Here is a 23,048-nt window from a genome sequence, read left to right on the forward strand (position 1 = left end):
TTTGATTCCTGAAGATCATCCTTGCTATTTTATTAAAAATGTGGTTGATTTAATTGATTGTTCGAAAGCAAACCAGGAATTTCGTGGAAAGCCTGGTGAATTTGCTTATCCTCGAGAATTATTGCTCAGGCTCATTTTAATGAGCGTATTTGATGGAGGATTGTCTTCAAGAGAAATAGAAAGAAAAACAAGAACTGACATTGCATATATGTATCTTGCAGCAATGGAAAAACCATCCTATCGGACAATTGCGCGATTTAAAGTCGATTATGCTGATTTAATCGACGAAGCATTCAAAACAACCATCAAAATTGCAAAGGAAAATGATTTAATAAAAATCCATCATTTGAGCTTGGATGGAACTAAAATCAAAGCAAAAACATCAATTAATAAATTAACTGATGAAAACCAAATTAAAATCATGAAAGAACACCTTGAAAAAAGTATTGAACTTGATCAGCAAGAAGATGATGAACTCGGAGATGAATCTGGAAATTCAGTTCCAGAATCATTAACAGACAAAGAAAAATTCAAAGAAACAGTAAAAGAAATTCAAAAATCTTCTAAAAATAATAGAAACAAAGATAAATTGCGTTCTTCAAGTTTAAATCTTTTAAAACAAGCAGAAAAAAATCCAGAAAAAGTTTTAAAAAAACTCAATGAACTCGAAGAAAAAGTAAAAGAATCACCAAAAGATGTAATCAGCATTAACGACCCTGATGCTCGCTTGATGATGAATAAAAAAGGCAAATGGGAATGGGATTACAATGCACAAATCATTGTGGATGAATACAAAGGAATAATCCTATCTTCATACATTACACAAAATCCAACAGACCATTTCGAGCTTATTCCATCAATAGAACAATTAGAAAACAATTTAACTGGAATCTATGATGAATTGCCTTCCAATTTCCAATTCAGTGCTGATAATGGATATTCAACTGATGAAAACACAACCTATCTTGAAGAAAAAGGCTTAGAAGGATACATATTCCCCAGAAAACTCTCAAGAAAAGAAAAAAATATAATCTGTGGGAAAAACCATTCCAAAAAGACAATTTCTGCTACGATGCAGAAATTGAAACCTACATCTGTCCTTTGGGAGAAATTTTATATCGAAGACGAACATATGAATACAAAAACAAACAAAGAATAACTTATTGGACTAATGAATGTAAAAACTGTGTTATGAAAGAAATCTGCTGCAAGAAAAAGAATTACAGAACAATTCAAGACTATGGCAACCCTTCCAAGATTAGAATGCAACGGAAAATGGAAACAGAATGGGCACAAAAAATCTACAAAAAACGATCAAAAACAGCAGAACTACCATTTGCACACATAAAACAAAACATGAAACTCCATGAATTCACAACAACCGGAATAAAAAACACAAATACAGAATTCAAATTATATACAATCGGACACAACCTAAAAAGAATATACAACGAAATAAACACTAAAAACAACTAAAAATAAGAAAAAATATAAAAAATCTAAGTATAAACACAAAATTCAATTAAAAATTTTGCGTCACATCCTCTTTTTTAAATGTTAACAGGATGGGGACATGACTCTCATTAATTTTTAAAATTTTTTTCGCTTATTTTTTTCATTTAATTTTATATATTATGAAGTATAATCTTTTATTATAGATATTAATCTTTATGGTTGTTTTATTTATGTTTTTAAAATATGATACTGTTAATAAGACTATGTTGGTGTCTATGGACTTGAAAAATTTGATTCCTGAAGGCCATCTGTGTTATTTTATTAAAAATGTGGTTGATCAAATTGATTGTTCCGAAGCTAACAAGAAGTTTTCGTGATAAGCCTGGTGAACCTGCTTATCCTCGTGAAATGTTGCTTAGGATTGGTTTTGATGAGTGTTTTTGATGGTGGATTGTCTTCTCGTGAAATTGAGAGAAGAACAAGAACTGATATTTTCTTATATGTACTTTAGCAGACATGCAAAAGCCAGTTTATAGGACAATTTTAAGATTCAAATTGGATTATGCCTGATTTAATTGATGAAGCTTTTAAAACAACTTTTAAAGATTTGCAAAAGAAGGAAGATTTAATTAAAATCCACCATTTAATTTTTAGATGGAACTAAAGTAAAAGCAAAAACATCTTTAAAAAACCTTTTAGAAACCATATCAAAATTTATGGTAACATCGAATTTATTTAGTTGTTTTGTCTAAATAAGCCATATAGATTCTTTATTTTTAATTTTAACATGTTTTTTATTCATTATTATTTTTCACTTGAACATGTACTTAGCAAAAAAATTTTCCAAAAATGCTTAGATTTTGATTTTAAGCGATTTTATTGCTTTAATTTTTTTACACTTGAAATATAATTTACTATTATCCAAATTATGCGATAAATAACTATATATAGTAAAATGGAGAATATATATTAATATGAAGACAAAAATAAAATATTCTCCATATTTATTATTTGAATTCAAGACAGTTAAACCTTTTGGATTTTGGACTTAAAATTAACAAATGAAACTCCAGAAGAAAAAACTATTTTCCATTGCTAAACATGAAAAAATATGCTGTTAAAATTTTGTTGAATTAACCTATAACTATTTCCAGATGGATTTTTCCAAAGTATTTCCTGTGATTACAGGCAATCTATTATGTACAATCAGCCCCGCAATTATTCACTATTTTAGCAATGAAAACCTATTTAAAGACAACCTATCGCGAAATAATTGAATGTTTGGAGCTTATAGATAAAATAAGAAAATGCCTAGGTCTTAATAAGCTACCACACTTCACAACTATTCAAAAAAATTCTTTGTAAAAGAATGTCAGACACCATAATTAAAAGATTTAAATGACTTAATTAATTTTTATGCATCCATCAGAATGTAAAATTAGTTGCCATGGATGGAACAGGAACACACAAGCGACTATGCTGATAAAATTATTATGCACATAATAATAGGCAAATCACGAAAAAGCTTACATTAAAAACCAATATTGCAATCAAATGTTGACACACGAATGATCCTAAAATTACGCAGCAAATAAAAGTCCAAAACATGATACACAATTCGCATTACCTTCAATTAGACAATTAATACCATACAAACCCCCTATTACATACTAGCAGACAAAGCATATGATTTCCGAAAATAAGAAAAATGCATAAAATGAAGAAGTAGGATCATTCGACCAAATACCATTAAAAAAAAGGTGCGACAACAGGACATTATAGATTAAATAGTGCTACAATCTTCTGGCATGATGTCTATGCACGAAGAATGAATGTTGAAAGCGTGATTTCTGTAATAAAAAGAAGGATTTAATGGCATTAATTTTAGTAGAAATACAAGACAATAGAATAAAGAAACAAAACTCAAAGATGTATTATATAACATTTACAGAGCCATACAAGTTTTTTAGAAGAGGGTTTCTACAAGGTTAAAAAATAATTACCTTTTTTCTTTTTTTTATACAACCTCCGATTATTTTGATTTAAATTCTAAATTTAATTTTATATAACAGACGGGCAATGAAATTTATGAATATTTCCCAATTTTTAACCTAGCATTATAATTGAGCAACGGCTTTCGTTGAATTTCTTTCAAAACTCAATTAAAAAATGGGGTACTGAAATTCAAAAATAATTAATTTTGGCGGATTCATAAATGGGGTTATTTAGAAAGTTTTAAAAATCTATAAATTTATATACAATATTATGAATTTAAAATACAATATTGAAGACAAACTTCCAAAGATGGAAATGTTTCTTTATGGTATTCAGTGGCTTGCAGTTACAATGCCTATAATATTGATAATTGGAAATGTGGTAGGTAATATAATTCCAGGTACAAATACAGTATTTTATATTCAAAGCTTATTTTTAATGATCGGTCTTGCACTGTTACTACAAATAAGTTTTGGGCATAAACTTCCAACTATTTTAGGTCCTGCAACTGTATTATTGATAGCGGTTCTTGCAACAATGGATCAAGGAATGGGGTCAATAAATTTTTCATTTGTAATAGGTGGTGTCCTTTTATCTATCCTAGCTTTTACTGGAGCAATTAAACATATTCAAAAGCTTTTTACATCTAGAGTCATAATTGTTATACTGCTTTTAATAGCTTTTACGTTAACTCCAACTATTTTAAATCTGATTTTAGTTGATAATGGTGTGTCCTCATCATTAAATTATGTTTTTGTTCTAGCAAGTTTAGTTATAGTTTTAATTGTAAGCAGACATTTAAAAGGTTTGTGGAACTCAACACTCCCATTATGGATAATGTTATTCGGAAGTGCAGTTTATTACTTGATTTTCAATCCAACAAATTTTGGAAATCTAAATCTTTCGCTAATAGCTGTTCCAAATATACATCCTAACTTAGCGGTTCCAGATATTGGAATAATTTTAGCTTTTATTATCTGCTTTTTAGCTTTAACTATAAATGATATTGGTTCAATACAAAGTATAGGTTCTATTGTTAATCTTTCTGAAATGGAGAAAAGAATAAAAAATGGGCTGGGAGTTACAGGTATAATGAATGTTTTTTCAGGAATTATAGGAGTTATTGGTCCGGTGAATTATTCAATGACTCCTGGAGTAATAGCTGCAACCAGCTGCTCATCAAGATATCCTCTTTATATAACTGGAACTGCACTGATCTTAATTGCTTTTTCACCATTTTTAGTGGCTGCAATAAGTTTAATACCTTCACCAATTATTTCAGTGGTCTTGATATATATTATGACTGCACAAATTGGAGCGGCTATTCTTTTAGCTAAAGAAAATAATTCTTTCATTGACATGGACGATGGAATAATTGTTGGCTTGCCTATAATTTTAGCTACCATCATTACTTTCTTACCTGACACATTAACAAGTCAATTGCCATTGTTAGTACGTCCATTATTATGTAATGCATTTGTTATGGGCGTGATTTTTGTTTTGTTATTGGAACATTTTGTATTTAAAAATCAGAACAATAATTAATTGATTTAGCATCATTATCACTGATTTTGGAAGCTATAAAAACAATGAAATGGATTTGGTAGTCATGGTTTTGGAAAAATTACTTTAATCCCACTTCAAAACTAATATTAAAATTCAATTTTTATATTTTCCGTCATTAATCCAAAAACAAATCGTGTACAGGAGTTATTAAATATTAATGCTTCTTCATCTTCACTAGCTCCCATAAGTATGCTAGTTAGATTTTCATGCCCTAAATACTGTGGGCATCATTTATTCCCTTTTATATCGATATTCATGTTGTGCATCTCTTTATTTTACCATGATTTTTAATTTAGTCTATTCAATGAGGATACAATTAAACAATACCTGTATCGGATTTGGACATCTTTTAGATTATGCAATTAGATAATCTGTGCTGATTGTTATTTTAAGAATCCAAATGAAGAATTTTATAGAATATAGCAAATATTTTTATATGATGAAATTAAATTTAGGTATACCTAAATATCGATGGTGATTTTAATGGATGAAAATATTAAAAAACTGGTCAAATATTCCTATTTGAATATGTATTCTCATGTTTTAATAGCCGCATTAGATTTGAATTTATTTTCAAATTTAAAAGATTTCAAAACTAGTAGCCAAATAGCTAAAATGATGGATCTGCATGAGGACAATACAAAATATTTCCTAAATGCATTATACAGTATGGATTTTATAACTAAAAATGATGACAAATATAAAAATACTAACGCTACATCAAAATATCTTATTGAAGACAGTCCATATTATATGGGCAACTTAATAAAAATTTTTTCCAAATTAAATGATTTTTCTAATGTAGATATTCAAAATCTAGTTAAAAATGGCCCCGATGAAAATTTTCAGTCTGGAGATGACGTTTCATTTGAGGAATTTTATAATGAGTTAAAGGATTCAGAAACAGGAATTCGTCAAGTTGAAATAATAGACATTGTAAAAAATCTTGAGGAATATCCAAAAATAAAAAATATACTTGATTTAGGATGTGGAGCTGGACTTTTAGGTTTGGCAGTTGTAGCATCAAGAGAAGACATTACAGCTACATTATTTGACATGCCGCCGATGGCTAGTTTAATAGAGGAATGCATATCTGAAAATAATCTTGAAGACAGAGCTGAAATAAAACTTGGAGACTATAAAACAGATGATATAGGTTCTAATTATGATTTAATATTTGCAATTAATACATTAAGCCTTGCTAAAAGCGACATGGAATCAATTATCAAAAAAATTCATGATAGCTTAAATGATGGTGGAGTATTTATTGCAATTTCAGATGAAGTAGAAAGTGATTTTTCAAAACCTAAAGAAATAATTGTATCCTGGCTTCCATATGTCCTTAATGGAATGAATTATTATTTGATAAAGGATCACGTCAGGAATATTGCATTAGATGTTGGGTTTGAAGAGATTAAAGTTGAAGAAAGATTTTTGTCTTCAGGACCTATGAGAATAAATATATTTAAAAAATAATGCAAAATATCATTAGACTAAATTGAAATCCCCCCTTCAATTGTAAATACTAATTTCATTGTTTAAGGATTTTCAACTTAGTTGGTTAGTTTCACGAGTTTTTGAAATTATTTGTACTTCTTGCTAACTCATTATTCAGTAGCAAGTTAATAGGTATTTTTGGGTTTTTCAATTTCAATTATTTCGTTGCTGGTTCTATATAAACAAGTAGGAATTATAAAATTAAACCTTGCAGAAACCATGTTAAAATTTAGAGGAGTATCCGAATTTTTAGTTTGTTTTATTTATATAATCATTTATTTAAATATTGTTTAAATTGTTCAATGAATTCATTTGTTGATTTTTGTATAAAATAGTTTTTTTTAATTCTTGCATTTTCGTAAATATGAACTTTTCTTTTTCATCAATCTTGTTTATTTTACCTCATATTAAAATACAACTTCAATATAAAATAATATTAACAATAAATTGATGTGAATATAATGAGTGAATATTTTAAATTTGAAAATAATAAAAGAGATTTTCCTTACTATAAGCATAATCCAGAACTTTCAAAAACAGCTTGGTTTGTATTATTATTAATGGTTCCTGTTTCATTTTTAGTTTATACTCTGCTCAGCGAAAAATCGGAAATTATTGGAAGTTTAGCATTTTGTTTAGTTTTATTAATACCTTTAATGTATTATTCCAAATGGGATTTTTCTTTAATGTTTTATAAGCCAACAAAAAGTGAAATTAAACTTGCTTTTCTCCTTTTTATTGGTTATTTAATTTATGCAACAGTTGTTGGAGAAATTTTAGAAGTTTTAATCCATACCCCCTCAGTTGTTGGTGGGGATTCTGCTGTTGTAAACTTAGAAACATTTAGTTCATTAATCTTCTCAATGATGGCTGAAGAATTAGTTAAATTTATCCCATTCATGTTTTTTATGAGATTTATCTTCAAATATAGTCATAATCGTAAATTATCCGTAATCATATCTATGATTATTGTTTTAATATTTTTTGGATTGCTACATTATGATCCTGCTACAACATCATTGATTTCTATATTATTAATTCAGGGGCTGGGTTCTATATTTGAGTTATACGGTTATATTAAAACTAAAAACATATTAGTTTCATATTTAAGTCATCTTTTAACTGATGGGGTGATTTTTTTATTAATATTGATAGGAGTTTAAAAGATTATTTAAATATATTGTTGTGATGAGAGTTAAGATTATAAACTCAAGTTATCAAATATTACAATAAAGTTTATATTTTGGTGATATGATGAGTTGTTATAAATATTGGGGCAAACTTGAAGAAATTGCTGATAAATTATCATCATGGTGATTTAGATAAATATGGTGATTCTGCATTAGACAATGTGGATATTAATGATATTATTGAAATTTTAGATGATGTTGAAATCATTGCTCATGACAGAACAATAGATTTTGATTCTGCAAAGCACATTCTTGATGATGAAAAGATGAATAAAGCTTTAAAATTAATTAGAAAATTTTATGTTTATATTGGTGCAAGACTTGAAACAGAAAATGCATTGGAAATTTTAAAATCTGAAAATGTTGATGAGACTTTAGATTCATTTCAATTCTATGATCGTTATGTTGGACTATTAAATAATGAAAGTCAATTAGCTAAATTTAATGAAAATAAAACATTTGTATTTTTAGGGTCTGGTCCTCTTCCAATAACTTTAATCATGTTTAATAAATTATTTGGATGCAAATGTATCGGAATTGAACAGCAAGAAAATGTTGCCGAACTTTCAAGAAAAGTTTTAAAGAAATTAGGACTTGAAAATGAAATTGAAATTGTAGTTGGGGATGAAACTGTCATCAAATCATTAGAATATGATATTTTAATGGTTGCCGCTTTAGCTGAACCAAAAGAAAGAGTATTTTCAAATATCTGGCAATATGTCGATGAAGGAACTCCTGTTATTTATAGAACTTATACTGGAATGAGAGCGATTTTATATTCTCCGGTTTTAGATAAGGATACAAGAGGATTCCATAAAGAAGTAATGATACTTCCAACAGGCAATACAAATAACACTTCTGTTTTAATTAGAAAAATTCTTTAGTAGTTCTGTCCAATGACTGATTTTTTAAAATTTGTGATGGTTTATTTAATGTTCGAAGTGCTTACACTTAAAATAGTACACTTCGAAAATATATTTTCCATAAATTGGTATTCTTTTAATGATATTTTGATGGAAAAGTCAGTTAATTATTAATGGTTTTTACGTAAATGTATTGTTTTTACTTGTGTTGATCTTAATTTAAATAAGTGTTGCATTTATTTTTCATGTATTTTCATATGTTACATGCATGGTCACCTAAACCAATGGTGTGTTTTCCATTATTATTTTGCTTTTAAAACATTCCAAAAATCAAGAACCTAATCCTAATCCTCCATATTAATTAAACCTGTTTTCAGAAGGATTAATTTTTCTTGTTTTTTTTATTTTGTTGAAATATCTGTGGATTTTGTACAAAATACTATTTTTATGGTCGTTTTCTAGATACATAAGATTTAATTGTGAAATTGAATACAATTTCATTTATATTGATGATTAAATAGTTTAATAAATATTAAGTATAATAAGTATTATATTATAATAAAACATTTATATATAAAGGAGATAAATTATGAAAACAAAATATGATGTAATTATCATTGGATTTGGGAAAGCTGGAAAGACACTTGCAGCGAAACTTAAAAAAGATGGTAAAAATGTTGCATTAATTGAAAAAGACGCAAATATGTATGGTGGAACTTGTATCAATGTAGGTTGTATTCCTTCAAAACGACTAATAACTGATGCTTCAAATTCCCCAAAAGGGGAGTTCTCTGTGAAAGCGGAATATTACAGAAATGCAATTGAAGAGAAAAAAAAGTTGACGGCAGCACTTCGTAAAGCTAATTATGAAAAATTAGTTCAGGCTGGCGTAGATATTGTAGACGGAATGGCATCTTTTAAAAATGAAAATCAAATTAGTGTTCAAACTAATGATGACATAATAAATATTGAAGGAGAACAATTTGTCATAAATACAGGATCTGTTCCGGTTATTCCTAAAATAGACGGAGTAACCGAAAGCAAAAATGTATATGTTGCTGAAACAATCATGAATTTGGAAGAGTTACCACATTCACTTACAATTGTTGGTGGGGGATATATTGGACTCGAGTTTGCTTCCATGTATGTTAATTTTGGAAGCAAAGTAACAATCATCCAACGTGGAAACATATTTCTTCCGAAAGAAGATGAAGATATTTCTGCATCCATTCGTGAAGTACTAGAAGAAAATGGAATACAAATTATCACAGGAGCAAAGACAACAGAAATTCAGGACGGAACACTTTATTATGAAGCCAATGGAGAATCTCATGTTTTGAAAGGCGATGCAATCCTACTAGCAACTGGACGCAGACCAAATACCGATGGACTGGGCTGTGAAAATGCAGGAATTGCTCTTACTGATAAGGGTGCTGTTGAGACAGATGAACATTTAAGAACTAATGTAAAAAATATCTGGGCTACAGGAGATGTCTGTGGAAACCTTCAATTTACATATATTTCACTGGACGATAGTCGGATCGTTTTGGATGACATGGAGGGGAATGGTAAACGCACGACGGAAAATAGAGGTGCATTTTCTTATTCTGTATTTATTGACCCTCCGTTTTCACGTGTAGGGATGAGTGAAAAAGAAGCAAAAAATGCACAAATTGAATATAGTGTAGGTAATCTTCCAGTAAACTCAATTCCAAAAGCAAAAGTTCTTCGAAAGACAGAAGGAATGCTTAAGGCAATAATTTCACAAGATGGAACAATTTTAGGTGTAGAGCTCTTTTGTGTAGATTCTCCAGAAATAATCAATCTGATTAAACTGGCAATGGATTATCAGTTAAAAGCTGAGGTAATCGGAGATTTCATATTCACACATCCAACAATCTCAGAGAGCCTAAATGATCTATTTTCAATATGATGTGAGATGTAATGAGTAGATTAATCTTTAAGAAAATAAATGTAGTTTTTGTTGATAAAAATAAATATTTTTGAATAAATCTTAATTTAAAGTTAGGTTCAAAGCCTATAGAAGTAGATGATTAATAAATTTTAGTGTATGTTGCTAATAATGATTTCGTATTCTCACTATTAATCCTGTTGACAATATTATTTTAGTGGATGTTAGTTCAATAGAGGCGGTGGGGGTATCTTATCAATGCTGAAAAAAAAAAAAAAATGGGGGAATTAAAATTTTCACTATTTTTTAATTTTTGTCTCTTATATACATCTGAAGCTGCCGACGAAGGCTTTGGTGTAGATCTTTGCTGTCCTCCTGTCTTTTTAAAAAAAAAAACAACCCCTGCCGTCGTTCCGCCTCCTTGTGTCTCAGTTTTAACCTTAAATGTTTTCTTATTGAATTTTAAAGTAACTTTTTTATATTTCAAATATTTATTATTTACTTTTTTCAATGAAATTCTAATTTTAATTGATTTTGCAGACTTTTTCACATTTAAGTTCTTAGCATATATAACACTTTTAACAGTTATTTTTTTAGCTATTCTAATACTTCCATAACTTACTACAACAGCATATACTTTGGGAACTAAAGATAATTTAATAGAAGCATATCCATTACGATCAGTTACAGCATTATAAGGTTTTTTGTTAATATATATGATAATTTTTTTTCCAATCAGAGGCATTGAACCTTGAGTTAATCTAACTTTAAACTCTGCATCACTGCTATAAAAGATAGTTAAATCATTAGCAGATAAAATTATTTTTGGAACAATAACAGTAATCATCTTACTGGAACTATTATATATCTCATCGCCAGAATAAGATACAAAAACCTGATAACTATTTGGAACTAAATTTTTAACAACAATACTTGCATGACCATTTATTAATTTGGAATTATAAGTATGATTGTTAATTGTTACACTTAAATTTCCACTAGCATTTGCTAAGTCTAAACTAAATGTTGAATTACCATCAAATTTAATTAAATCACCAATATCAACTGCAGATCTAACAACAAATCTAACAGGAACAGTTTTTTGATTAAATCTCATATCACCGCTATAAGTTACATTTAACTTATAAATCCCCGGTCTTAAATTAGATATTACTTTAGTAATTTTGCCATCAATTATAACTTCGTTGTAGTTAACCCCATTTAATGTAAATAAAACATTACCGGTAGTTTGATTATCTAAAGTAATGCTGAGTATTGCATTATTGCCTTGGGCAATATTAACTGAAACATTTAATTTAGAATCTTTTAAATTAGCATAGGTTAATGCAATAGCTTTATTGTCACTGGAGGTTATGTATATTAAACCATTTTTATCCATTATTGGATTGCCGGTTAAATTATATCCTAAATAGGATTTATATAAAATATTTCCATTAGAATTCATGGCATAAAATACTTTATTTGAAGCAAAGTATAATGTTCCATCACTACCAATTAAAATACCTGATGTAATTTTCAAATCAGAAATTTTACTTTCTTTACCAGTAGTCAGGTTATAATTATATAATGTCCCTTTAGAATTAACATGATACAACCCATGTTCATTATCCAATACTAAATGATTTCCAACACCATTTGTGACCTTTGTTTTCCAGAGTTGAGCACCGGAACTTTTAAATGCAACGATACTGTCTCCCAAAACACAATAAACAATATTGTCATTGCTGATTACTGGGCGAACATTCATAAAATTACCAGATTTAATGGCATTTATTTTAAGAGTTTTTGCATTGATGATTGTAAATCTATTTTCCGCTAAAACAACAATAATCTCATTACTGACAGTAGGGCTAGCTAATGGTTTTGAATTTCCTATGCTGATTAAAGTTGGTTCTCCACCATTTTCCCACATTTTATATGGAACAATTACTAGTTTATAATCATTAGAACCAGTTTGATATTCACTTACAATATATAAATTCGCGTTTGAATCAATGATTGGAGCAAATAAACTGGATCCCTGATAAATATTGGAGTTTCCGTATTTTTCACCACTGCTTTGGTTTATAAAGTATAATGTATCACCAGATTTTGGTGTGATAATCACATCACGTCCAATAGCAACACCTGAAAAATTACCTATTACATAATTATTTGAATAACACCATAATTCTGTAGTTCTGTTAAATGAGTAAATTTTAGATGCCGTTACTACATAGAGATTACCTTCACTGTCAATTGCAAGATCTCCAATAATTGTATCATTAATTGGAATAACAAATGCTACCTCACCATTAGTTGTAGATTCATGTGAGGATTGACCATTGTTTTGAGGGTTTCCACCTTCACCCGCCCATTGAGGTGTTGGATATTCTAAAACACTAAATGAAGTAGATTTGGAAACTGTATTATAATTATTACCATTATAAATGGCAACATATTCATAATCTCCAATTGCTAAATCTGGAATTATATATGTAATTTCACCAGAATATGGAATATTAATTACTTTTCCATCAATTGTAAAATTACCTTTGATCTTTGGAGGAACTTTAATAATAATTTCTGCGTTCTGACCAATTTTGACATTAATAGATGTAATATTAAATGTTAAATCTGCTTTATTAATTGTAAAAGTATTACTTTTAGTTAAGTTAAAGTAGGTGTTGTCCCCAGTGTAGAAAACATCAATGTTTTTGTTAACTCCTGCTTCTAAACCGTAAATTAAAACCTGAGCAATACCTCCAACAACGCTTGAAGTGTTAGATACTCCATCAATACTGACAGTTACATTACCTGTTGCATCATTATTTAAAACTATGTTGATAATGGCAACATCTCCATATGTAATGTTTTCTGCATTAATGTTCATTGTTGCATTTAAATTGTCAACTTCGATTAATCTAGAAACTTGGCTTGGGAAATATTTATCATCACCGTTATAAACAGCTTTGATTAAATAATCACCTCTTGGAACTTTTACCATAGTATAATTTGCAAAGGAATTATTCAATATTAATATTTGCTCATTCCCATTGATTGAAAGAGTAATATTGCCAGTTGCACTATTTGTAGTTGTAATTGTTAAATTAATATCTTCCCCTACTTCAATAGCACTAATATTTAGTGTAGTTGTTGACTCATATCTTTTTACTTTAACAGAAGAGCTAACTTCTTCTGACACATACTTTTTATCACCAGAATAACTAACTACCACATTATAAGTATTGGCTTTTAAGTTACTAAATGTAAATAAGACAATGCTTGAATTGATAACTTTGTTTTGAGAAATGTCTCCGACGGTAACAGTAATATTGCCAGTAACATCTTTTGGAAGATGAACTTGAACTGATAGATCATCACCGTACATAATATCATTGGTAGTTAAAGATATGTTTGGATTTGATTTTAAAAATTCAAATGATACATTAGTTTTAAAACCATTATATTCAGCAATTAAAACACCATCACCAAAAGCAGTTAATGTGTAAATTACATTAGAATTAACATATGTTGTGTTTTTATCAGATGTGCCATTTAAAGTAAGAATATTTAAAATAATCTCTGGTAAATTATTATATTTTGTAGAATTATTTAAATAAAAAGCAAAGTAAATTGTTGATGCATGATTATTTTCCAAGGCATAAGCACTTGCTGTTGCATTTAAAGTTATATGATTATTGATGTTTAAATCAGGTAAAGCATTACCCCACCAATTATAATCTAAGCTAATATTATTTGTATTTCCTTCAATGATTTTAGAATTATTTAGTAGAATAGAATTCTTAATAGATGCAAATCCATTATTGTAAATGAGAACTCCATCATTATTTATGAAAATTGATTTTGAAATATCGCTGTGTTTTCCATTAACGATTTTGTCTGCATGATTATCTTTAAAAATACAGTTATTAACAACTAAATTACCATTTGCCTGATTAATAAAAGTGTTAACATTTAAATTATTAATATTCATGTTTTTTAAGGTGAATTTATTTGTATTAACAATAAATGAAGTAGAATTAGTTAATGTTGCATTACCTTCACCTTTAATTGTTACTTCATAATCAATATTTATGTTATCTTCACTGTAATTACCATCTAGAAGAATAATATTTTGACAATTACTTGCAAGTTCTAATGCTTTTTTAATTGTACTTACTGGTGTATCTCTTGACAATCCATTATTATTGTCGTTACCTAAGGTTTTAGAGACAAAAATATAATCACGGGTGCTGACAATAGTAACATTATTAGATAATCTGTTGGATATTGTAGGAATCACATAAACGTTACAGATATCATAATCACCAAAATCAACCGTGAAAATAGTTGAATTTACCGTTTTAACATATTTATTATTCATATAAACATCAAATAATGTCTTATTCAGAATATCCTTATCATAACGGTTAGGAGTGGCTAAACTTATATTAATTTGTAAAGTGGCTTGTTCTTTACCTTCGCTTAACTTAGTAAGATTCAAAGTAGAAAATACAATGGAATTACCATAATAATAATTGTTAGAAATATTTAATATGGTGTTTTTTACTCTAACATTTAACACATCACCATGTTTAGTGTGGTTAATAAAAGAATTGTTTACAATAATAATGTCTGGAGATCCATATAACTCCACATCAAAAGCAGATATTGCAGTACCATAAGCAGCAGAATTAGCAATAAATGTAGTATTTAATACAGTGAGTGAACCAGCATCCATTAAAGCAATAGCTCCACCAAATCCCAAATCATTAGATAATGGGTCTGTTGACCAACAATTGTTGGCATTTTTCTTAAATAATGAATTTTCAATATAAATGTGTGGTTCACTAATATATTTACATGCACCTATTGCACCACCACCTGAATTTGTAGTACAATTATTACCTACAAAAGTAGAATTATAAATTTGTAAGTAACCATATGTGTATAATGCACCACCATTCCAACCAGCTACGTTATCTGTGAAATTGGAATTATAAATTGTTGTGTTTCCACCACCATGAGTATGTATTGCTCCAGCCCACCAATAAGACCTATTTTTAAAAAATGTAGTATTATAAACAGTCAACTTACCACAATTATTAATACAACCTGGTTCGGTTCTTGCATAATTATTTTCAAAATAACAATTACGGACAGTCATATTTGTAGATTTCACACTATTTGGATCATAAATACCAATAACTCCATAACCACTAGTACAATTTACAAAACTACAATTATCTATAATTGCCTGTCCTTTTTTGAGATGAACAATAGTGGCATGACCCCAGTTTGCATTTATATCATGAAAATAACAATTTTTAATAACATTTGTTAATTTACCTCCCATTTGAATAAAAATAGCATCAGGTTGGAAATATGAATATATCCATTTAAATGTTATATTATCTAATGTTAAACTTTTACGAACATCATTTTCTACAATAATTGCAACATATTCAATTTGAGTTGGATTAGATGAAGAATCTCCAAAGTATGAACCCTCACTTCCAATAATTTTCACATTATTTTTAATTTTTATTTGATAATTGGGATTACTTGGATCAGTTGGGTAAAAATTTGTATTTTCTTTTAGTTTTAAAACATAGTTTTTATCATTTAAAGAACAATAATATTGTAATTCATCCCAATTATTAACTACAATAATATCATTAGTGCCTCTAGTTTGTTCATTGGGAGAGGCTTTGAGTACATTATTATCATTTAAATTATTTTTGTCTAAATCAACAGTATCATTAACTGTTTCTATTGGAGAGTCAAAATCTGTTGATGTAATATTAGTATCTTCAATTTCATTTGCAGAAACATTACTTAAAACTAAAATCAGCGCAAAGAAAATTAAGATGAAAAAAAGTTTTTTATTCAAAAAAATCACATCCTCAACATTTTTTATAAAAAAAATATTGGAAGAGTATTTTCTACTCTTCTTTTTATTTAACATTTATTTTGATTGTTTTGTTGCTTTCTTTGTATGTTTTGTCTCCTTTGAATTTAATTTTTGCTGTATATTGTCCTTTTTTGTTCAGTTGGATTTTAAATGTTGCTGTCCCTCTTTTGTTTATTTCTGCTTTGTAGGTTTTACCTTTGATGGTTAGTGTTATTTTTTTGCCCGCTTTGAGGTAAGTTTTACCATCAATTGGATTTTTAACCGTGTTTAAAGTGACTGTTATTTTTTTAGTTTTTGTTTTAACTTTAAATATTTTGTTGGTTGCTTTGATTGTGGTTGTTTTTTTGTTTAGTGTTATTTTGGAAAATTTCACAGGTGCAGCATTGTAGTTGTTGTCTCCTGAGAAGGATATTATGCATATGTATTTGTTAGCATTTGCTAAGTTGATTTGTATGCTTGCTTTACCGTTGTTATCAGTTTTTATGTTGTATATTACATTGTTTATAACAATTTGGACGATTTTATTTGCTATTGGATTGCCATTAACATCTTTTAATATTGCATAAAAGATTGCTCCACGTTCACCGGCATAGTAATCATTAGCAAGACCAACAAATTCAGATCCAACATCCACTAAAGCATCTGCCTTTTTAATAGTTAAATTAATGTTTTCGCTTGTTTGTATGTAATTACCATTAACAAGAGTGGTTAATTCAACAATATATTTGCCAGAATCTAAAGTGTTAATTACAACTTCAGAAGGATTTCCAATTGTTTTTAAAACTTCAACACCATCTTTTAAGACTCTAACACTAACACCAGTGGCATTAACTGTATTAACTGGAATTACAATGTTTTGACCGTAAATAAATTCCATATCCTCAGCACTTATTGATGAAGTGCTTTTCTCAACATTAACATTATCAATTTTTTCATTTGAAGTGTATTTATCAGATCCGCTGTATGAAATATTAACTGGATAATTAGTAGCATTTAAATTACTAAAACTAACAACTATGGTTTGATTTGCATCTAAAACCCTTGTTTCATTACCAAATTTAATTGTAACTGTACCCACCACATCTTCTGGAAGTTCAATAGATATAACTGCATTTTCACCAACAACAACACTGCTAGGAATAATGGTGTTGAAAACATAATCACTAATTTTAGAAACGGTTAAAGTAGTAGTATTAAACCCATGAACTCCCATACCATTTAAGGTAACATTAACAGTATAGATTCCTTCTTTTAAAATATCTGGGATAATATAAGCAAATGAACTGGAATTATTAACAGTTAAATTGTAGGTTTTGTTATATTTATCATTATAAACGACAATACTAACAGTACCATTCAGTACTTGGGAGAAATTACCTGTAATCTTTTGTTCCTCACCATAATAAACACTCAAAGGATTTAACAGCATATTAGTATTGTTAAATTCTAAATTGATTATTGCCTTATTTAATTTTGCAGTTATTTTATGTTCAGTGGAATTTGTATTGTAAATAACTCTAAATGTGCCATTTTTTAAAATAGCAGTTTCAGAAATATTTCCAGTCATTGAAGATAATTGAACAATCATATCTCCTAAGTTTTCAATTCCATCGGTTGTGCTATCGTTCCACATTAGTTTTCCAATAATTTCATAAGTATTATCGTCAATGTAATTTTCAGAAACTGAAAATATTGCATATCTAGTAAGTGGAACTACATATCCATCTACCCAAGAACCTCCAGAATTTACTGCATAACCATGTGCTGGGAACATGTAAGAAGGTATTTCATTTTGTCCAAACCAAATACTATCAAATGAATTATTTTTAGTAGTAACTATCACGCCACTAGTTAAACCCCCCAATAAAGTGCAATATTCAAATTGCATACCATTAAGAACCGAAGTTATGTAACCGTTATTTACTTTACATTTGATTAGTTTTATATTTTCACTGTTATCAAAAATAGGGCTTGCTTTATACATATTGAAAGTACAATTATTAAATACTCCTATATTAACCCTACTTTTATATTGATAAAATGGAAAAAAAACGTGCAATCCTGGACTGTTATCATCCAATCCCCATCCACTTCCATCAAATATAAGATTTGAATAGGTAAAATTTACTAACGGTCCTGTTAAACTAATTCCCGTAATTAGGGGATTGCTAAAAATTGTAGCCCAATTTAAATCAGCATCAGTTATATTCAAACTCTTAATAACTACATTTCCCATTCCCTGAATTTTTAAATTACTCGTATTAAACTTTAAATGAGAATCCAGTACATAGCTTCCTTCAAAAATATTTAAAGTTACTTTATTTTTTCCATCACTAACATTTGCACAAGCTAATTTCAGTGTTGCAAATGGGTTTTCATATGATCCATTACCTCCATCTGAGGTGGTGTTTTTACCAACATATATAATATACTCTTCATCTGAAACATTACGATTAGAGGATTCTTCACTTTCTACATCATCATTTTGAGAATTTTCTAATAAATTATCAGCAGCATTTGTACTTTGATTTAAAATAGGTTCTGTGTACTTTTCGCATGTTAAATTATTTTCTGAATTGGAAACATCATCCATGTCTCCATCATCATCAGACACATCAACATCTACATCCATTGCACTAGCTGCACTAATACAACAAAGCAAAAGAGCAAATATTGTTAAAAACATTATTACTTTTGTTTTTTCAATCATTATTTTCACCATTTGATTTATTTAAATATCAATATTGATATTTAAAAAAAACTATTAATCCATTCCAAAGAAAGAAGAACAAACCAATATGGACAATTCATACTCAATAATATAATGAAGCTATATTTTTCAAACTTTAACAACATATAATTATTAAATACAAATTTAAATAAAATTACTTATATTTTATTAAAATTTACTTTAATTTAATATAAATGAACTTTATTTAATAAAATTTTTACAAATTTGAATATATAAATGTTTCTAAATTAATTTCATTTCTGGAAATTTAAGATTTTTCCCGATGAAATTTTTTAATCAATATTAGCAACATAAGTTGTTTTGAATTATGGTTTTGGTGTTTAAGGTGATTTTCAATAGTTCTTGATTTAAGATTTTTAATTAGCAAATTTTAATAATACATATTTAATTAATATTGTTTTCCTAGGAAAATGGAATTTGGAAACTGCAATTGAATTTCATTTATTTAATCGTGAGAAAATATTGATTTAATGAAATAAATAGGATTTTAAGAAATAGATGAATAATGCAATGAAAATAAGTGGTTCTAGATACCTATACTGATAAAGAAGTATACAGAGAAAAATACTGTAAGCAAAAACGATTCCATTGATGTGAATTTTCTATTGTGCAATAAGGGATACATTTATTGTGGATATCTGCCTCTTGTTTCATGTTTTATTTCTAACCATCTTTTCAACATGATATCTGATAAATAATACTTTCCATCAGCGGAGTATTCTATTATTCCCTTATTACTGAGAATATCAAGATACTTTGTTAATGTTACCTTTGAATAAGTTACATTATTAAGTATTGTAGTCCAATCCATTTCACCTTTTTCTACAAAAAGTATAATTAATTCTTTTTCCATGTCGGTTAAAGTTCCCCAAACACTTAGCCACAATAGTGCAATGTTATCTATATTTAATTTAAATGATTCTTTAATGATTTCATTTGTACATACCATGTTATTTGGCAATATATTGCAAAAACTATTAATATATGATGGAATTCCTCTAGTGCACTTATAGAATCGTTCAAATCCTTCTTCACTAAATTTAATGTTGTTTGATTTTTCGTCAATATAGTTTTTTGTCTGTTCTTTACTAAATTCATTTATATTCAATTGAAACATTCGTCCACCAAAAGCACCGGTTTGTCCATTAATCATCCCTATAATTTCAGATGTGTTCGATACACTTCCTGTGAATATATAACTGACATTGTATTGCTTTTGGGCATAACTACGAATTAACCAAAAAAACGCTTCAGGATTTTCGAGGGTTTTTAATAATTGAAATTCATCTACAACTATTATAAAACCCTTAATTTCCTCTATAGAATCGACAATTTTTTGAGGCAATTCCATAACATATTTGCTTAACTTATTATAATTATCTTCAATAATGGGAATAGGCAAATCCCGCAAGTTGGAATTATTAAAGTTATAATTCTTTAGTTTTAATTGATTAAAAGTATTGAATAATTTTTCTCTAGCATTTTTAAATGTATTGGTGTTTTTATCTATGCTTTCCTCTATTAAACATAAAAATTCTTTTATAACTTCTTCTTCAGATAGTTTTCCTTTTTGTCGTCCGTAAATATCTGACAAATCAAATATATGTTGTTAAAAACATGTCAGGCTGATTTTTTAATAGTTTTTTTAATAGTGATGTTTTTCCTATTCCTCTATTTCCAGTGATTAAGAATTGATTTGGAATTCCATCTTCCAACATTGCTAAATTTGCATTTAAAATTTTTAATTCATGATTTCTGTTATAAAAATACTTATCAATATTTTCGGGCATAACTATAGGCATGTATTTCATTTGAATCCTTCCCCAGCATTTAATATTAATTAATATATTATTTAATTATATAAATAATTAACTAGTTAATTATAGCTTAACTAACAAAATATCAATTTACAAAAAATATAATGAAACAAAAATTAACTAGTTAAGTATGACTTAACTAACAAAATATCAATTTACAAAAAATATAATGAAACAGATCTTAACTGGTTAAAACATCAATGAAATTCATGAAAAAATGTATAATTTTATTTAATCATCATCTGGTTCATCTAATTTTTTTATCTTCCAAAGTTAAAGTCAAATTCAAACTAATAAGCAAGTATTAAAATTGTTGAATACATATCAAACCCCATATCATCCTGAACAACTGCATTAACAATTAAGAAGTTTTGATTATTAATCTAATTATCATCAAACAATACATCTTAAGTTTCAAGGAATGCTTTTACACTTGATAAACTTGGCAGTTTATATATTAAAAAATACATAAATCAGTATATAAGTTAAGTAATGGAGGTTTTTCAAATGAGTATGAAAAAAATCGTTGTCGCAGGTGGAGGAGTGCTTGGAAGTCAAATTGCACTCCAAACAGTTTACTGTGGATTTGATGTTACAATTTGGCTTAGAAGTGAAGGATCTATTAAAAGAGCTCAACCAAAACTTGAAAGGTTTAAAAACATCTATGTTGACACTCTTGAAAAAATGAAAACAGATGCAGGCGCATACTGTAGAGGATTATCTAAAAAAGCAGATTTGAGTTCTGAAGAATTAGATGCTTTAAAAGAACAAGTACAAAATGCATATGATAACTTGAAATTAACAACAAGTTATGAAGAAGCAGCAAAAGATGCGGATTTAATTATTGAGGCTATTTCTGAAAATCCAGAGCAAAAAATCGCATTTTACCAAGAATTAGCAAAATACCTTGAAGATAAAACAATAATTGTAACAAATTCTTCAACGTTGCTTCCATCAATGTTTGCCGAATATACTGGAAGGCCTGAAAAGTACCTTTCATTACACTTTGCAAATACAATTTGGGCTAATAATACTGCTGAAGTAATGGGGCATCCTGGAACTGAACAAAAATACTATGATGAGGTTGTTAAATTTGCTGAAGACATTAACATGGTTCCTTTAAAACTTAAAAAAGAACAACCTGGTTATATCTTAAACTCACTTTTAGTTCCATTCTTAAATGCAGGTCAAGCATTACTTGCAAATGATGTAGCAGACCATGAAACAATTGATAAAACTTGGATTTTAGCAACAGGTGCTCCTGCCGGACCATTCCATATTTTAGATATTGTGGGACTTGAAACAGCATATAATATTGTCATTATGAATCCCGAATCAAAAGATCCTGAAACTACACCTGGAAAAATTGCTAAAATGCTTAAAGAAAAAATAGATGCCGGTGCAACTGGTATAAATACTGGAAAAGGATTTTATGAATATTAATCCTTTTTCATTCTTCTTATTTTAATTATTTCAATAGAACATATTAAATTCAAACCTGTTGGTGTTTTAGATAATTTATTTAAGAAATTCCTACAGTTAATAGTCATTCTAACTTTATCTTTTAAGTTTTCACCTTCATCAATTCCAACTGAACTTAATTGAAATTCATATTTATCTTCACCAACACTAGTTGCTCTTGAAACATCAATAAATTCTTTTTAATTTTTTTTATATGCTAAAATGAGTTAAATTGTGATGAGGGAGATTGTTTTATATTTATTTCCAGCGTATACTTTAATTTTAAAGTTTAACTCCAACCATTGGTTTGGAATCTTTAGTAACTTTTATTTGGAAATATTTCCCACTATCACTACCAGTACTTGCTGGGGCCAATTCAATTAATACTGGATGTTTTTCAGTTGAAATATTAAAATACTTTAATATTGATTATAAGAATAATTATGCAAGATTTTAACATGTGGAAACAATTTATTTAAGTTTTAAAAAAAAGTTAAAATAAGGAATTTAGATTCCTTATATTTTTATTGTTATTGTGTTTTTTATTTTTGATTTGGTGTATTGTGTGTATATGTTGTATTTGCCTTTTTTTAGGTTTTTGATTTTTAGTGTGGCTATTCCTT

At 28.2% G+C, this 23,048-nt stretch carries 11 protein-coding genes and 1 pseudogene; 8 read left to right on the forward strand and 4 right to left on the reverse strand.

Annotated features, from left to right (window positions below):
* Window position 1: 1 nt before the first annotated feature.
* The 7 genes and pseudogenes from Q9969_RS02540 to Q9969_RS02570 all read left to right on the forward strand — a co-directional run bounded on the left by Q9969_RS02540 (window position 2) and on the right by Q9969_RS02570 (window position 10,499).
* Window positions 2-1,159, forward strand: coding sequence for a transposase (locus Q9969_RS02540; RefSeq protein ID WP_305554084.1), 1,158 nt, complete (start codon window positions 2-4; stop codon window positions 1,157-1,159).
* The gene (locus Q9969_RS02545; protein ID WP_305554087.1) at window positions 1,102-1,476 is read left to right on the forward strand and encodes a transposase; all 375 of its coding nucleotides are present in this window, start codon (window positions 1,102-1,104) and stop codon (window positions 1,474-1,476) included. Before Q9969_RS02540 ends, Q9969_RS02545 begins: the two co-directional genes overlap by 58 nt.
* A gap of 2,244 nt (window positions 1,477-3,720) precedes the next feature.
* On the forward strand, window positions 3,721-4,995 hold the full coding sequence (locus Q9969_RS02550; RefSeq protein WP_305554090.1) for a solute carrier family 23 protein: 1,275 nt from the start codon (window positions 3,721-3,723) through the stop codon (window positions 4,993-4,995).
* Between the two features lie 504 nt (window positions 4,996-5,499).
* Entirely contained in the window at window positions 5,500-6,492 is a 993-nt protein-coding gene (locus Q9969_RS02555) for a class I SAM-dependent methyltransferase (RefSeq protein WP_305554093.1), read from the forward strand.
* Window positions 6,493-6,974: 482 nt separating this feature from the next.
* Window positions 6,975-7,676, forward strand: a complete 702-nt coding sequence (locus Q9969_RS02560) for a hypothetical protein (protein WP_305554096.1) — start codon at window positions 6,975-6,977, stop codon at window positions 7,674-7,676.
* A gap of 91 nt (window positions 7,677-7,767) precedes the next feature.
* A pseudogene (locus Q9969_RS02565) lies at window positions 7,768-8,587 on the forward strand (nicotianamine synthase family protein).
* A gap of 568 nt (window positions 8,588-9,155) precedes the next feature.
* Entirely contained in the window at window positions 9,156-10,499 is a 1,344-nt protein-coding gene (locus tag Q9969_RS02570) for an FAD-dependent oxidoreductase (RefSeq protein ID WP_305554099.1), read from the forward strand.
* A 208-nt stretch (window positions 10,500-10,707) separates the two neighbouring features.
* Here the strand turns inward: Q9969_RS02570 and Q9969_RS02575 are convergent, their stop codons facing one another.
* From Q9969_RS02575 to Q9969_RS02590, 4 genes are all read right to left on the reverse strand, one after another.
* Window positions 10,708-16,374, reverse strand: coding sequence for an Ig-like domain repeat protein (locus Q9969_RS02575; protein ID WP_305554102.1), 5,667 nt, complete (start codon window positions 16,372-16,374; stop codon window positions 10,708-10,710).
* A gap of 64 nt (window positions 16,375-16,438) precedes the next feature.
* Window positions 16,439-19,105 carry a hypothetical protein gene (locus tag Q9969_RS02580; protein ID WP_305554105.1) on the reverse strand — a complete coding sequence of 889 codons (2,667 nt, stop codon included), beginning with the start codon at window positions 19,103-19,105 and terminating at the stop codon, window positions 16,439-16,441.
* A gap of 667 nt (window positions 19,106-19,772) precedes the next feature.
* Window positions 19,773-20,741 carry an ATP-binding protein gene (locus tag Q9969_RS02585; protein ID WP_305554108.1) on the reverse strand — a complete coding sequence of 323 codons (969 nt, stop codon included), beginning with the start codon at window positions 20,739-20,741 and terminating at the stop codon, window positions 19,773-19,775.
* Between the two features lies 1 nt (window position 20,742).
* Entirely contained in the window at window positions 20,743-20,958 is a 216-nt protein-coding gene (locus tag Q9969_RS02590; RefSeq protein WP_305554111.1) for an AAA family ATPase, read from the reverse strand.
* A gap of 513 nt (window positions 20,959-21,471) precedes the next feature.
* Here Q9969_RS02590 and Q9969_RS02595 point away from each other — a divergent pair.
* Complete coding sequence (locus Q9969_RS02595) at window positions 21,472-22,407, forward strand: 3-hydroxyacyl-CoA dehydrogenase (protein ID WP_305514570.1); 936 nt, start codon at window positions 21,472-21,474, stop codon at window positions 22,405-22,407.
* Window positions 22,408-23,048 lie beyond the last annotated feature (641 nt).

Origin of the sequence: Methanobrevibacter sp. V74 (assembly GCF_963082495.1) — an archaeon.
In the GTDB taxonomy this organism is placed as follows: domain Archaea; phylum Methanobacteriota; class Methanobacteria; order Methanobacteriales; family Methanobacteriaceae; genus Methanocatella.

Coding starts and splice junctions, on each gene's coding strand:
- Q9969_RS02550 (WP_305554090.1), top strand. CDS start 3,721: ATGAATTTAAAATACAATATTGAAGACAAACTTCCAAAGATGGAAATG.
- Q9969_RS02555 (WP_305554093.1), top strand. CDS start 5,500: ATGGATGAAAATATTAAAAAACTGGTCAAATATTCCTATTTGAATATG.
- Q9969_RS02560 (WP_305554096.1), top strand. CDS start 6,975: ATGAGTGAATATTTTAAATTTGAAAATAATAAAAGAGATTTTCCTTAC.
- Q9969_RS02570 (WP_305554099.1), top strand. CDS start 9,156: ATGAAAACAAAATATGATGTAATTATCATTGGATTTGGGAAAGCTGGA.
- Q9969_RS02580 (WP_305554105.1), bottom strand. CDS start 19,105: ATGATTGAAAAAACAAAAGTAATAATGTTTTTAACAATATTTGCTCTT.
- Q9969_RS02590 (WP_305554111.1), bottom strand. CDS start 20,958: ATGAAATACATGCCTATAGTTATGCCCGAAAATATTGATAAGTATTTT.
- Q9969_RS02595 (WP_305514570.1), top strand. CDS start 21,472: ATGAGTATGAAAAAAATCGTTGTCGCAGGTGGAGGAGTGCTTGGAAGT.